The organism is Staphylococcus kloosii (assembly GCF_003019255.1).
Classification (GTDB): domain Bacteria; phylum Bacillota; class Bacilli; order Staphylococcales; family Staphylococcaceae; genus Staphylococcus; species Staphylococcus kloosii.
Genome location: NZ_CP027846.1, coordinates 17796 through 32830, shown reverse-complemented (window position 1 = coordinate 32830; position 15035 = coordinate 17796). Strand labels below are relative to the sequence as shown.

Annotated in this window: 15 protein-coding genes; all 15 read left to right on the top strand. The window is 34.0% G+C overall.

Annotated elements, in window-relative coordinates; genetic code table 11:
• Positions 1-80: 80 nt before the first annotated feature.
• The 15 genes from veg (at position 81) to C7J89_RS00110 (ending at position 14903) form a co-directional block, all read left to right on the top strand.
• Positions 81-344, top strand: coding sequence for a biofilm formation stimulator Veg (gene veg, locus C7J89_RS00185; protein ID WP_048793346.1), 264 nt, complete (start codon positions 81-83; stop codon positions 342-344).
• Between the two features lie 241 nt (positions 345-585).
• Positions 586-1434 (top strand): 4-(cytidine 5'-diphospho)-2-C-methyl-D-erythritol kinase, encoded by an 849-nt coding sequence (ispE, locus tag C7J89_RS00180; protein ID WP_061855549.1) that lies wholly within the window; start codon positions 586-588, stop codon positions 1432-1434.
• Between the two features lie 17 nt (positions 1435-1451).
• Positions 1452-2276, top strand: coding sequence for a pur operon repressor (gene purR, locus C7J89_RS00175; protein WP_061855548.1), 825 nt, complete (start codon positions 1452-1454; stop codon positions 2274-2276).
• 18 nt (positions 2277-2294) lie between these two features.
• Positions 2295-2669 (top strand): RidA family protein, encoded by a 375-nt coding sequence (locus C7J89_RS00170; RefSeq protein WP_103295320.1) that lies wholly within the window; start codon positions 2295-2297, stop codon positions 2667-2669.
• Between the two features lie 68 nt (positions 2670-2737).
• On the top strand, positions 2738-3052 hold the full coding sequence (gene spoVG / locus C7J89_RS00165; protein WP_048793342.1) for a septation regulator SpoVG: 315 nt from the start codon (positions 2738-2740) through the stop codon (positions 3050-3052).
• A gap of 449 nt (positions 3053-3501) precedes the next feature.
• Positions 3502-4860: a bifunctional UDP-N-acetylglucosamine diphosphorylase/glucosamine-1-phosphate N-acetyltransferase GlmU gene (gene glmU, locus C7J89_RS00155; RefSeq protein WP_103294761.1), complete on the top strand. Its 1359-nt coding sequence runs from the start codon at positions 3502-3504 to the stop codon at positions 4858-4860.
• A 132-nt stretch (positions 4861-4992) separates the two neighbouring features.
• Positions 4993-5958 (top strand): ribose-phosphate diphosphokinase, encoded by a 966-nt coding sequence (locus C7J89_RS00150; RefSeq protein WP_061855545.1) that lies wholly within the window; start codon positions 4993-4995, stop codon positions 5956-5958.
• A 129-nt stretch (positions 5959-6087) separates the two neighbouring features.
• Complete coding sequence (locus tag C7J89_RS00145) at positions 6088-6756, top strand: 50S ribosomal protein L25/general stress protein Ctc (protein ID WP_061855544.1); 669 nt, start codon at positions 6088-6090, stop codon at positions 6754-6756.
• 187 nt (positions 6757-6943) lie between these two features.
• On the top strand, positions 6944-7516 hold the full coding sequence (gene pth, locus C7J89_RS00140; protein ID WP_103294762.1) for an aminoacyl-tRNA hydrolase: 573 nt from the start codon (positions 6944-6946) through the stop codon (positions 7514-7516).
• On the top strand, positions 7513-11025 hold the full coding sequence (gene mfd / locus C7J89_RS00135; protein WP_103294763.1) for a transcription-repair coupling factor: 3513 nt from the start codon (positions 7513-7515) through the stop codon (positions 11023-11025). The genes pth and mfd overlap by 4 nt, the downstream gene beginning before the upstream one ends.
• A complete protein-coding gene (locus C7J89_RS00130; protein WP_103294764.1) occupies positions 11015-12544 on the top strand; it encodes a polysaccharide biosynthesis protein in 1530 nt (509 codons plus the stop codon). The genes mfd and C7J89_RS00130 overlap by 11 nt, the downstream gene beginning before the upstream one ends.
• Positions 12541-13740, top strand: coding sequence for a MazG nucleotide pyrophosphohydrolase domain-containing protein (locus C7J89_RS00125; RefSeq protein ID WP_061855540.1), 1200 nt, complete (start codon positions 12541-12543; stop codon positions 13738-13740). The genes C7J89_RS00130 and C7J89_RS00125 overlap by 4 nt, the downstream gene beginning before the upstream one ends.
• Positions 13727-13990 (top strand): RNA-binding S4 domain-containing protein, encoded by a 264-nt coding sequence (locus C7J89_RS00120; RefSeq protein ID WP_061855539.1) that lies wholly within the window; start codon positions 13727-13729, stop codon positions 13988-13990. Before C7J89_RS00125 ends, C7J89_RS00120 begins: the two co-directional genes overlap by 14 nt.
• Before the next feature lie 17 nt (positions 13991-14007).
• Positions 14008-14406 (top strand): FtsB family cell division protein, encoded by a 399-nt coding sequence (locus C7J89_RS00115; protein ID WP_103294765.1) that lies wholly within the window; start codon positions 14008-14010, stop codon positions 14404-14406.
• Between the two features lie 98 nt (positions 14407-14504).
• The gene (locus C7J89_RS00110; protein WP_061855537.1) at positions 14505-14903 is read left to right on the top strand and encodes a S1 domain-containing RNA-binding protein; all 399 of its coding nucleotides are present in this window, start codon (positions 14505-14507) and stop codon (positions 14901-14903) included.
• The last annotated feature ends 132 nt before the right edge of the window (positions 14904-15035 follow it).

The following is a 15035-nucleotide window of genomic DNA, read 5'->3' as shown; positions in this document are numbered from 1 at the left end:
TACCTTGCTAAAATTAATCGTTTATTTGACAAAATCGCGCGAAATGTGTTATTATACAAGTTGTAGCGAGGTGGAGCAATATGCCAAAATCTATTGGAGACATCAAAAATTCACTTGATTGTCATTTAGGAAACCGTATAGTACTCAAAGCAAATGGCGGTCGCAAGAAAACAATTGAACGTTGCGGTGTGTTAAAAGAAACATATCCGTCTGTATTTATTGTCGAACTTGATCAAGACAAACATAACTTTGAGCGTGTGTCTTATACATACACTGATGTTTTAACTGATAACGTACAAGTTTCTTTCGAAGAAGATAGCCATCAAGAAGCAATTGCACACTAGAGAAAAGCATTTCAATAATTACATATATTTACTTAGAGGTGCATAGGCATCTCTTTTTTTATGTGTAATTTTATGATTAGTTTATAAAATCATTAGAATTTAATTTAAAAATAGTGGAAATATTCTATTTTGAAATTTATACCATAAATTTTCTCGAGAAACTTAAATAATCTTGCTAGTATTTCCGTACATTATGTTAAAATCGATGTATTACCATATCGAATCGAAAGAGGGTGGGGATATGATATACGAAACGGCGCATGCTAAGATAAATCTTACATTAGACACACTCTTTAAACGAGATGATGGTTATCATGAAGTTGAAATGATAATGACAACGATTGACTTAAATGATCGGTTGTCATTTGAAATCAGACGAGATAATAAAATTGTAGTCGAAGTAGAACAAAATTATGTACCCTCTGATCATAAAAATTTAGCATTCAAAGCTGCCGAAGCGCTAAAAAAGCATTATAATATTAAGCAAGGTGTAACAATAAGATTAGAGAAAGACATTCCAGTTTCAGCCGGGCTGGGGGGCGGATCTGCAGATGCAGCAGCTACTTTAAGGGGCATGAATCGACTCTTTAATTTAAACCTATCATTAGAAGAGTTATGTCAAATTGGTATAAAAATTGGAACAGACATTCCTTTCTGCATATATAGCAAAACGGCTATTTGTAAAGGAAAAGGTGAAATTATTGAACTATTAAATAAACCACCATCTGCCTGGGTTATTATCGCAAAACCAGATGTAGGTATTTCATCGCCTGATGTGTTTAAATCACTTACATTAGAAAGTGATTATCGAGTGCATACAGCGGCGTGTCTGAGCGCGCTAAAATCTGGAGACTACGAGGCATTGTGCCAAAGTTTATCGAATAGATTAGAAACGGTATCACATAAAATGTATCCAGAGATTACTAAATTAAAAGAAAACATGTTAAATAGTGGTGCCGATGGTGCTTTAATGAGTGGTAGTGGTCCAACGGTATATGCGTTAGCTAAAAATGAACGACAAGCAAAGCATATATATAATGCAGTGAATGGTTGTTGTAACGCAGTTCAATTAGTAAGATTACTAGGTTAGAAAGGATGAAGCACGATATGAGATACAAGAGAAGTGAACGTATTGTTTTTATGACACAATATTTAATGAATCATCCCAATAAATTGATACCACTAACGTTTTTCGTCCAAAAGTTCAAACAGGCTAAATCATCAATTAGTGAGGATGTTCAAATTATAAAAACAACATTCCAAAAAGAAAAATTAGGTACTGTGACGACTACTGCTGGTGCAAGTGGCGGAGTTACATATAAACCACAAATGGGCAAAAAAGAAGCTACAGAAGTTGTAGAAGAGTTAATCGAATTACTACAAGAAAAAGATCGATTATTACCTGGTGGTTATTTGTTCTTATCAGATTTGATGGGTAATCCAATTTTATTAAAGAAAGTTGGCAAGTTAATTGCAACGCTCTATATGGATGAACAATTAGATGCAGTGGTAACAATAGCTACTAAAGGTATTTCTTTAGCTAATGCCGTAGCGAGTGTATTGAATTTACCGGTAGTAGTTATTAGAAAAGATAATAAGGTTACTGAAGGGTCTACTGTTTCAATAAATTATGTTTCTGGTTCTTCTCGTAAGATTGAAACGATGGTGTTATCTAAACGCACATTGCCTGAAAATTCTAATGTACTCGTTGTTGATGATTTCATGCGTGCTGGTGGTTCAATTAATGGTGTGATGAATTTGATGAATGAGTTTAAAGCACACGTTAAAGGGGTATCAGTACTTGTAGAATCAAAAGAAGTTAAACAACGATTGATTGAAGATTATACTTCCTTGGTTAGATTATCTGATGTAGATGAATACAATCAGCAATTTAACGTAGAAACAGGCAATAGTTTAACTAAATTTTCTTAAAGGAGCGATTACGACAGCATGAAAGTAATTAATACAAATAATGCGCCCGAAGCTTTAGGGCCATATTCACACGCAACAGAAATTAATGGATTGTTATTCACATCGGGACAAATCCCATTGAATACTGACGGTCAAATCGTTAGTGATGATGTGCAAGAACAAACACGACAAGTTTTAGAAAATTTAAAAGTTGTGCTAGACGCAGCTGGTTCAGATATTGAATCGGTCGTTAAAGCCACAATCTTTATTAAAGATATGAATGAATTTCAAAAAATAAATGAAATATATGGTGAGTATTTTGATGCACATCAACCAGCGAGAAGTTGTGTTGAAGTTGCACGCTTACCTAAAGATGTGAAAGTTGAAATTGAATTAATTGCTAAAGTGAAGTAAGGATTTATAATTCTCATAAATTTTTGTTATGCTTCTTTACAAAGAGACAAACTAGGGGGGCTCACTACATGAAAGTGACAGATGTAAGACTTAGAAAGATAGACACAGATGGAAGAATGAAAGCGCTCGTATCAATTACGTTAGACGAATCATTTGTAGTACATGATTTAAGAGTAATTGAAGGCAACTCAGGTCTTTTCGTCGCAATGCCAAGTAAACGTACACCAGATGGTGAATTCCGTGACATCGCGCATCCTATTAACTCAGAAATGAGACAAGAAATCCAAGATGCAGTGATGAAAGTCTATGAAGAGACAGACGAAGTTATTCCTGACAGAAATGCACAGTCATCAAATGATGAAGAGAATAATGACGAAGCATAAAAGATTTAAAAAGATTAAAATGAGATAAAAATATAAATTAATCGAGCAGTTATACTGATTATTAAACAGTCAGTATAACTGCTTTTTTAATTATACTTTATATAGTTGAAGACGTATAAAAATGATTAGGTGGATAGTTATAAATAAAAAAGTAGCAATAAAATATACTATATTTTTAAACTTTAGTGATTTAATAGTGACAAAAAAGTATTACATGCCAACTTTTCGTAATAATAATATTAAATTTAAACAGCGCAATAATATTTACATAACATCATATAACGACTCATATAAAAGGGATTATGGAGTGGTGGGAAATATGAAAACGCAACCATATTAGAAATAAATTATTGCCATTATATGACATTAGTTGTTTGAGTCTTGAAACTAATACTTACGTTAAATTATAATAATATTGAAGTGTATATTTTAATGGAGGGTTAGCACTCATGCAAAGACATGCAATAGTACTGGCAGCAGGTAAGGGTACACGTATGAAATCACAGAAATATAAAGTGTTACACGAAGTTGCAGGCAAATCAATGATTGAACATGTTATTGATAATGTAAAACATTCGGGCGTTGAAACAATCGTAACGATTGTAGGACATGGCGCAGATAGTGTAAAAGAAGCATTAGGCGAGCAATCGCTATATAGTTTTCAAGAAGAACAATTAGGTACTGCTCATGCTGTTAGAATGGCAGAAGAACATATAGGTACTCAAGAAGGTACAACTTTAGTTGTTTGTGGCGACACACCATTAGTGACTGCAGAAACATTAAAATCTTTAATTGAACATCATGAACAAAATCAAGCTCAAGCTACAGTATTGTCAGCAACTGCCCCTAATCCTTTTGGATATGGACGTATTGTAAGGAATGACAACGAATCATTAACAAAAATAGTAGAGCAAAAAGATGCAACAACCGAAGAACAACAAATTAACGAAATCAGTTCAGGTATATTTGCTTTTGATAATGCAACGTTGTTCTCTAAATTAGCAGATGTGAACAATGATAATGCACAAGGCGAATATTACTTACCAGAAGTACTATCATTAATTCTTAACGAAAATGGTAAAGTTGAAATTTACCATACAGATGATTTTGATGAAATCATGGGTGTTAATGATCGTGTTATGTTAAGTTCTGCTGAACAAGCGATGAGAACACGTATAAACGAACAACATATGCGTGACGGTGTAACAATTATTGATCCACAAACTACATACATTGGTAAAGATGTAAAAATAGGACAAGATACTACGATAGAACCTGGCGTTAAATTAACTGGTAAAACTGTTATAGGTTCAAATGTTCTCGTAGGCCAACACTCAGAAATAGCTGATAGTAGCATTGGTAACGGCGTAAATATCAAACAATCAGTAATTAATGAATCTAAAGTTGCTGATGAAGTTAATATTGGACCATTTGCCCAACTAAGACCTGGTTCAGATATTGGTAATAAAGTTAAAGTAGGTAACTTTGTAGAAGTGAAAAAATCAGTCGTTAAAGATGGTGCAAAACTTCCACACTTAAGTTATATTGGTGACGCTGAAATCGGTGAACGTTCAAACGTTGGTTGTGGTTCTATCACAGTTAATTACGACGGTAAAAATAAATTTAAGACAACAATAGGTAATGATGCATTTATAGGATGTAATACTAATCTTGTTGCTCCTGTTACAGTAGGCGATTTTGCATTTATTGCTGCAGGTTCAACAATAACAGATAACGTACCTGACAACAGTTTGGCATTAGCGAGAGAAAGACAAACGACTAAAGAAGGCTATTTTAATAATAAATAAAGAGTTAACTTTTAGACAAACATGCTTTTACTGTTAAAATCAAGATACAAAAATTTTTATCAGCATAGAAAAAGAAGTTTCGTATTGTCTATTTATTTAAACTTATGGAAGTAATTAATTGGAGGACTATAAATGTTAAACAATGAATATAAAAATTCTGCTTTAAAAATATTTTCTTTAAAGGGTAACGAACCTTTAGCACAACAAGTAGCAGATAGCGTGGGTATTGAACTAGGAAAATGTTCTGTTAAACGTTTTAGCGATGGAGAAATTCAAATCAATATTGAAGAAAGTATACGTGGTTGTGACGTCTTTATTATCCAACCAACTTCTAATCCAGTTAACTTACACTTAATGGAATTATTAATTATGATTGATGCATGTAAACGTGCTTCAGCTTCGACAATAAATATTGTAGTTCCATATTATGGATATGCTAGACAAGATAGAAAAGCACGTAGCCGTGAACCTATTACTGCAAAATTAGTTGCTAACTTAATCGAAACAGCTGGCGCTGATCGCATGATTGCTTTAGATTTGCATGCACCACAAATCCAAGGCTTTTTCGATATTCCTATCGATCATTTAATGGGTGTGCCAATCTTAGCTGATTACTTCCAAAATGAAGCAGACATTAATCCGGATGAATGTGTTGTCGTTTCACCAGACCATGGCGGTGTGACTAGAGCACGTAAATTAGCGGACATATTAAAAACTCCAATTGCAATCATTGATAAGCGTAGACCGAAACCAAATGTTGCAGAAGTAATGAACATTGTGGGTGAAATTGATGGACGCACAGCAATCATTATAGACGATATCATTGATACTGCAGGAACGATTACATTAGCTGCACAGGCATTAAAAGATAAAGGTGCAAAAGAAGTTTACGCTTGTTGTACGCACCCAGTATTATCGGGCCCAGCAAGAGAGCGTATCGAAAATTCAGCTATTAAAGAATTAGTCGTAACAAATTCTATTCAACTAGAAGATAGTCGCAAACCTGAAAACACTAAAGAATTGTCTGTAGCAGGGTTATTAGCTCAAGCAATTATCCGTGTTTACGAACGTGAATCAGTTAGTGTGCTATTTGACTAATTAATTACAAAAAGATATAATATGTCTATTCGTGTAAAAACGAATAAATAAACACTTACAAGCAACGAAAATGTTGATGGGTAAGTGAGGGGCTCTAACATAGAGCAATTATGAAAGGTGGAAATGAGCATGGCTTCATTAAAGTCAATCATTCGTCAAGGGAAACAAACACGTTCAGATTTAAAAACATTAAGAAATTCTGGTAAAGTACCAGCAATCGTATACGGTTACGGTACTAAAAATACTTCAGTTAAAGTTGACGAAGTAGAATTTATTAAAGTTATCCGTGAAGTTGGACGTAACGGTGTTATCGAATTAGCTGTAGGTTCTAAAACTATTAAAGTAATGGTTTCAGACTACCAATTCGATCCACTTAAAAATCAAATTACTCACATTGACTTCTTAGCAATAAACATGAGTGAAGAACGTACTGTTGAAGTACCAGTTCAATTAGTTGGTGAAGCTGCAGGAGCTAAAGAAGGTGGCGTTGTTGAACAACCATTATTCGACCTTGAAGTAACTGCAACTCCAGACAACATCCCAGAATCAATCGAAGTAGACATTACTGAATTAGAAGTAAATGACAGCATTTCAGTAAGTGACCTTAAAACTACTGGTAACTTCACAATCGAAAACGACGAAAATGATTCAGTCGTAACTGTAGTTCCTCCAACTGAAGAACCTACAGAAGAAGAAATCGAAGCAATGGAAGGCGAATCAGCTACTGAAGAACCAGAAGTTGTTGGTGAAGACAAAGAAGACAGCGACAACGAAGAAGAATCAGAAGACAAAGAATAATATTTGTTCGGACGATTGTTTCCTAAATTTTAAATTTAAAAGCACCATGCTTATTTGCTTAAGCAGGTGCTTTTTTATGTTAATATAATGAATGATATTAAAAATACAAGATGCGAATTGATTTGCTACTCGTTGTTTTTATCAATTATCGCACAACATATAAATGGTAATTAATGGAGGAAACAAAATGAAATGTATTGTTGGCCTTGGAAATATAGGTAAACGTTTTGAATCTACGCGACACAATATTGGATTTGAAGTGATAGATTATATTTTAGACCGAAACAATTTTTCTTTAGATAAGCAGAAATTTAAAGGCGCATATACGATTGAGCGCTTAAATCAAGAAAAAGTTATGTTTATAGAACCCTTAACAATGATGAACTTATCTGGCGAAGCCGTAGCACCTTTGATGGATTATTATGATATAGATGTAGATGATTTAATCGTACTATATGATGATTTAGACTTGCCTCAAGGCGAGATAAGATTAAGACAAAAAGGTAGTGCTGGTGGTCATAATGGCATGAAATCTATCATTAAAATGTTAGGCACTGATCAATTCAAAAGAATTCGTATTGGTGTGGATAGACCAAGTGGTGGCATGTCAGTTCCAGATTACGTATTACAAAAATTTTCAAAACAAGAAATGATTACTATGGAAAAAGTTATCGAACATTCAGCGCGCGCAGTGGAATCTTATATAGAAACTTCACGTTTCGACCAAGTGATGAATGAATACAATGGTGATGTCAATTGAAATCAATAATTACAGATTATATAAATAAAGATAAACGTTATCAGGAATTAAACGAAGTATTTGGGAAAGATAATATTTTAGTAACAGGTTTGTCGGCTGCGGCAAAAGCTACGATAATTGCAGAGAAATATTTAGAAAGTGAACAACAATTACTCGTAGTTACTAATAATTTATATCAAGCAGATAAGCTAGAAGCGGATATACTACAATTTGTAGATGCCAATGATGTTTATAAATATCCGATGCAAGATATTATGACAGAAGAATTTTCTACGCAAAGCCCTCAATTTATGAGTGAACGTGTACGTACATTAACTGCACTATCTCAAAATGAGAGAGGCTTATTTATCGTGCCGTTAAATGGTTTAAAAAAATGGTTAACGCCTGTCGAATTATGGAAATCGCATCAGATTACTTTATCTGTAGGTGAAGACATAAATGTAGATGACTTACTGACTAAATTAGTAAATATGGGTTATAGACGCGAAAGTGTAGTATCGCATATCGGTGAATTTTCATTACGTGGTGGCATTATTGATATATATCCATTAATTGGCGAACCAGTAAGAATTGAATTGTTTGATACTGAAATTGATTCAATTAGAAATTTTGATGTGGAATCTCAAAGATCTAACGATAATATGCAAGAGGTTAATATTACGACAGCTAGTGATTATATTATTACAGATGACGTTATTAAACATACAAAAGAAAAACTTACTGAAGCGTACCAAGAAACTCGTCCCAAAATTGATAAATCCGTACGTAATGATGTTAAAGAAACATACGATAGCTTTAAATTATTTGAATCGTCATTATTTGATCATCAAGTAATGAGAAGACTTGTTGCGTTTATGTATGAACAACCTGCAACAATAATAGATTACTTCCAAGACGATGCCATCGTAGCAGTAGATGAATATAACAGAATTAAAGAAACTGAAGAAACGTTAACGACTGAAGTCGATGACTTTATGCAAAACTTAATCGAAAGTGGTAAAGGTTTTATCGGTCAAAGTTTCTTAGACTATCAAAACTTTGAAACATTGCTCAAAAAACATCCAGTCGCATATTTCACATTATTTACTGCAACGATGTCTGTAAAACTACAAGACATTATTAAATTTTCTTGTAAACCAGTGCAACAATTTTATGGCCAGTACGATATTATGCGTTCAGAATTTCAACGTTATATTGCTAATGATTACACGATTGTCGTTTTAGCAGAAACAGAAACTAAAAAAGAACGTATCCAATCTATGTTGAATGAAATGCATATTCCAACATTTGTGGATGTTGCAGAAAACGAAATCCAAGGTGGACGTGCCATTATTACAGAGGGTAGTCTGTCTGAAGGTTTCGAGCTGCCATATATGCAACTTGTGGTTGTGACCGAACGAGAATTATTCAAGTCGCAACAAAAGAAAAAACGTAAACAGCAAAAAACATTAACGAATGCTGAAAAAATAAAATCTTATCAAGATTTAAAAGTCGGAGATTACGTTGTACATGTGCATCACGGTGTCGGTAGGTATTTAGGCGTTGAAACTTTAGAAGTTGCTGGCGTTCACAAAGATTATATTAAGTTGCAATATAAAGGAACAGACCAGCTATTTGTACCTGTAGACCAAATGGATCAGGTTCAAAAATATGTTGCCTCCGAAGATAAAATGCCAAAACTTAATAAACTTGGTGGCACTGAATGGAAGAAAACAAAGGCTAAAGTACAACAAAGCGTTGAAGACATTGCCGACGAATTAATTGAATTATACAAAGAACGTGAAATGTCTGTAGGTTATCAATATGGGCCTGATAGCGCAGAACAAAACGACTTTGAATTGGATTTTCCATATGAGTTAACGCCTGACCAAGCGAAATCTATTACTGAAATTAAAGGTGATATGGAACAACAAAAACCTATGGATAGATTGTTATGTGGTGACGTGGGTTATGGTAAGACTGAGGTCGCTGTCCGTGCAGCATTTAAGGCAGTATTAGAAGGTAAGCAAGTGGCGTTCCTAGTACCAACGACGATTTTGGCGCAACAACATTATGAAACGTTAATTGAACGTATGCAAGATTTCCCTATTGATGTTGAACTCATTAGTCGCTTTAGAACTACTAAAGAAATTAAAGAAGTAAAAGAAGGCTTAAAATCAGGTAAAGTTGATATCGTTGTAGGTACGCATAAATTACTTGGTAAAGATATAGTTTATAAAGATTTAGGTTTATTAATTGTCGACGAAGAACAACGTTTCGGAGTTAGACATAAAGAACGTATCAAAACGTTAAAAACGAATGTCGACGTGCTAACACTTACTGCGACACCAATTCCGAGAACGTTGCATATGAGTATGCTTGGCGTGCGTGATTTATCGGTTATCGAGACACCACCAGAAAATAGATTCCCTGTACAAACTTATGTCTTAGAACAAAATTCTAATTTCATAAAAGAAGCGTTAGAACGTGAATTATCTAGAGAAGGACAAGTATTTTACTTATATAATAAAGTACAGTCTATTTATGAAAAGCGAGAACAACTACAAATGTTAATGCCAGATGCCTCTATAGGAGTGGCTCATGGCCAAATGACCGAACGAGATTTAGAAGAAACTATGATTGGTTTTATTAACCATGAATATGACATTCTTGTAACGACGACAATTATCGAAACAGGTGTCGACGTGCCAAATGCTAACACACTTATAATTGAAGAGGCTGATCGTTTTGGACTGAGTCAGTTATATCAATTAAGGGGTAGAGTTGGGCGTTCTAGTCGCATAGGTTATGCTTATTTCCTTCACCCAGCTAATAAAGTACTTACTGAAACAGCAGAAGATAGATTACAAGCTATAAAAGAATTTACAGAATTAGGTTCTGGTTTCAAAATAGCGATGCGAGACTTAAATATACGTGGCGCAGGTAACCTGCTTGGTAAACAACAGCATGGCTTTATTGACTCAGTCGGATTCGATTTATATTCTCAAATGTTAGAAGAAGCGGTTAATGAAAAACGTGGCATTACTCCGGAACAAAATGATGCACCGGAAGTAGAAATAGAATTAAATATCGATGCTTACTTACCGGCAGAATACATTCAAAATGAACAGGCTAAAATAGAAATCTATAAAAAACTTAGAAAAATCGAAAGTAAAACACAACTGATAGATATTAAAGATGAACTTATCGATCGTTTTAATGAATATCCAGCAGAAGTAGCACGTTTATTAGATATGATGGAAATCAAAATACATGCTTTACATGCAGGCGTGACGTTAATAAAAGATAAAGGTAAGACAATTGAAATTTTCCTATCTGAAAAAGGGACTGAAGATATTGATGGGGAAGCATTGTTTAAACAAACACAGCCATTAGGGCGTGCAATGAAAGTTGGCGTTCAAGATGGTAAAATGAAAGTAACATTAACCAAAGCAAAACAATGGTTTGAAAATCTTAAATTTTTAGCGAAATGTTTGGAAGAAAGTATGGTAATTAAGGATGAAGTCTAAGACTACTACGGCATTTAATGGTGTCATTGTACTGACAATAGCATTAATAGTTGTGAAGATTTTAAGTGCTATTTATCGCGTACCTTATCAAAATGTACTGGGTGATTCAGGTTTATATGCTTATCAGCAAATATATCCAATAGTAGCATTAGGTGTTATCTTATCGATGAACGCTATACCTAGTGCATTAACCCAAACATTTGGTACAGGACGTAACGACGCCAAATTTGCTTCAGTATTAGTTAAATTACAATATGTCTGCATTGGCTTTTTCTTAATATTATTTATATGTGCAAAATGGATTGCTCAATTTATGGGTGATGCTAATTTAGCCCCGATGATAAGCGCTGCAAGTGTTAGCTTTCTATTTTTTAGTACGTTAGGTGTATTAAGAGGCTATTATCAAAGTAAGCAAGAAATGAATGTTCCTGCCATTTCACAAGTTGTAGAACAGTTTTTACGTGTTGTGATTATTATGATAGCAATTGCTTTGTTTGCCTATAGAGATTGGTCGATTTATGCGGCAGGTACGTTAGCTATTCTAGGTTCAGGTTTCGGATTTTTAGCTTCTAGTCTTTATTTAACACTGCATAAACCTTTTAGTATGGCAGAAAAAAATAAGGCGATAGAATGGAAGAAGCTAACTTTGGCAATTATCGTCTTTGCTGTCAGTCAGCTTATTGTCATTTTATGGCAGGTTGTCGATAGTTTTACGGTTATTCATGCACTTACATTGAACGGGCTAGACTTTCAACATGCGATTTCTAGCAAAGGTGTCTATGATAGAGGCGCATCATTTATTCAAATGGGCTTAATCGTTACGACTACATTTTGTTTTGTATTAATTCCATTACTGACAGATGCCAAAAATAATAAACAAATTGTACTAATGAATCGTTATACTAATGCGTCATTAAAAATCACGTTGCTTATTAGTACTGCAGCAGGTATTGGGTTAATTAATTTATTGCCAGTATTAAACAGAGTGTTTTTTGAAAATAATAGCGAGACATTCACGCTTGCAGTGTATATGTTAACGGTAATTTGTGTCTCTTTAATTATGATGGAGATGTCACTTTTACAAGTAATGAACCAAGAAAAAATGATTTTTATTAGTTGCATCGTAGGTATAATAATTAAGGCTTGCCTCAATATTTTACTTATACCGCATATACAAATGTTAGGTGCTAGTATAGCAACGGTAGGTTCATTGGTCGTTACAGTTATAATTTTGCACGTAAATATCAAAAAGTTTTACCAGTTATCAGGGCTACAAACGTTTATACTAAAATTAATTGGCGCTATGATACTTATGAGTCTTGCAGTCCAATTCGTGTTGTGGATTATTCCAACTACTGGAAGACTAACTGGTTTGCTTGAATTATTAATTTCTGCTCTGGCAGGCATTATTGTGATGGTCAGTGCTATAATATGGATGAATTTATTTAAATATAGAGAGCTAAAACATCTACCACTAGGAGATAAGATTTATCATTTAAAGAGAGGTAAACACGAATGACGCATAAAATTACAATTGTTGGACTTGGTAACTATGGTTTAGATGAATTGCCGTTGGGGATATACAAGTTTTTACAACAACAGACGATAGTCTATACACGTACCAAAGAACATCCTGTGATTAATGAATTATCAGATTTGTTAACGTTTTATAGCTTTGATGACATCTATGAAGCAAATGATTCTTTTGAAGCGGTATATGAAGAGATTGTTCAACAATTAGTCTCTTTAGCTCAAGAACAAGAGGTCGTATACGCAGTTCCGGGACATCCACGTGTAGCTGAAACAACAACGGCGCTATTATTAGATTACGCGCAAGAACACGAGGAGTTAGAGGTAGAAGTTTTAGGTGGAAAAAGTTTTATTGATGATGTTTTTGAAGCCGTTGCTATAGACCCTAATGATGGTTTTACTTTGCTAGATGCAACATCACTTGTGGCTGAACAATTAAACAAACGTAATCACGTGTTAATTACACAAGTATATAGTTCCATGGTTGCCGGTGATTTAAAGGTAACGTTAATGGAAACGTACCAAGATGATCATGAAGTTTATATTGTAAATGGCGCACGTGGAAGAAATGCTCAAGTCATTGCAACACCACTTTATGAATTAGATCACCATACAGATGCGTTTACTAATTTATCAAGTGTGCTTATACCTAAAGATACGGCAAGTGAACATTATTATAGCGACTTTAAATATGCTACTCATATCATAGATAGACTTGTAGATGATAATGACGGCTGTCCATGGGATAGAGAACAAACACACGATTCATTAAAACGTTATTTATTAGAAGAATCATTCGAGTTATTCGAAGCAATTGATAATGAAGATGACTGGCATATGATAGAAGAGCTAGGAGACATTTTATTACAAGTACTATTACATGCAAGTATTGGTAAAAAAGAAGGCTATTTCGATATCAATGAAATCGTTTATAGCTTGGTAGATAAAATGATTCGCAGACACCCACATATTTTTGGGGATCAAGAAGCGGAAAATATAGAAGACTTAAATGCTATATGGGCAGATGCTAAGGCACAAGAAGGTAAAAAAGAACGCGTTAAATTCGAGAAAGTATTTGCGCAATATTTCTTGAAAATGTATGATAAAACAAAAAATATGACGTTAGATGAAGAAGCGTTAAGACGCTATTTAGAACAAGGAGGAGAAAACGATGAGACTCGATAAATATCTCAAAGTTTCCAGATTAGTAAAACGTCGTACTTTAGCAAAAGAAATTAGTGATCAAGGTCGTATTTCAGTTAATGGAACTACGGCAAAAGCAGGCACAGATGTTAAAGTTGATGACGAACTGATTATTAAATTTGGTCAAAAAGTAATTACAATAAAAGTTACTGGTTTAAGTGAACATGCCACTAAAGAAAATGCTAAGGGCATGTATGAGCTAATAAAAGAAGAGAAGATAAGTGAATCATAAAGAGGAGGTGACAAGCTATGAGTAAAAAAGTTGAAAATATAGGCAATACTTTTACTTCTGCCGAAAATAAGAAGAAGCAGCAACAACGTATGAGACGTAAAGTTGTACGCAGAAGAGTTACTTTGTTTGGCGGTATCTTAGTAGCAATTATCATCATTCTTTCAATCATGCTTGTCACACAAATGAAAAGCAATGACGAAGCAACTGTAGAAAGACAACATAAAGAGCAAAGATATCAAAAGCAACAAGATGAAGAATTAGCGTTAAAAGAAGAACTCAATAACTTAAATAATAAAGATTATATAGAAAAAGTTGCCCGAGATGATTACTACTTAAGTAATGATGGTGAAGTAATATTTAAATTGCCGGGAGACAAGTCAAAACAGCAAGAAAAAGGATCCAAACAAGATAAATAAAGATTTTTTTTATTTAATTCAAATACTATTGTTAAATTGAGCGAACAGGAATATAATAAGGGTAAAATCGAATCAAATCGGGAGGATTTATTTACAATATGTCAATCGAAGTAGGAAATAAGCTTAAAGGTAAAGTCACTGGTATTAAAAAGTTCGGCGCATTCGTTGAGCTACCTGAGGGGAAAAGTGGCTTAGTTCACATAAGTGAAGTGGCAGATAACTATGTTGAAAACGTAGAAGATCATTTATCTGTAGGGGATGTTGTTGAAGTTAAAGTACTTACAATCGCTGATGATGGTAAGATCAGCCTCTCTATTAAGAAAGCAAAAGACCAACCTCGTAAACCTCAAAATAAACCGAGTCATAAACAAGCGCAACCTAAACCAGAAGATTTTGAGAAAAAACTAAATAACTTCTTAAAAGATAGCGAAGATAAACTAACTTCTATTAAACGTCAAACTGAGTCTAGACGCGGTGGACGCGGAGCTAGACGTTAATATAAATTTTTAGTTTACACTATAAGTTAAAGTTAATTTGTAACATTTACAGGTATCTTTAATGTTAACAATCACAGACTGTTTCTTGATTGAAGGAAACAGTCTATTTTTATTGAGAAATTCAGTTCAGCA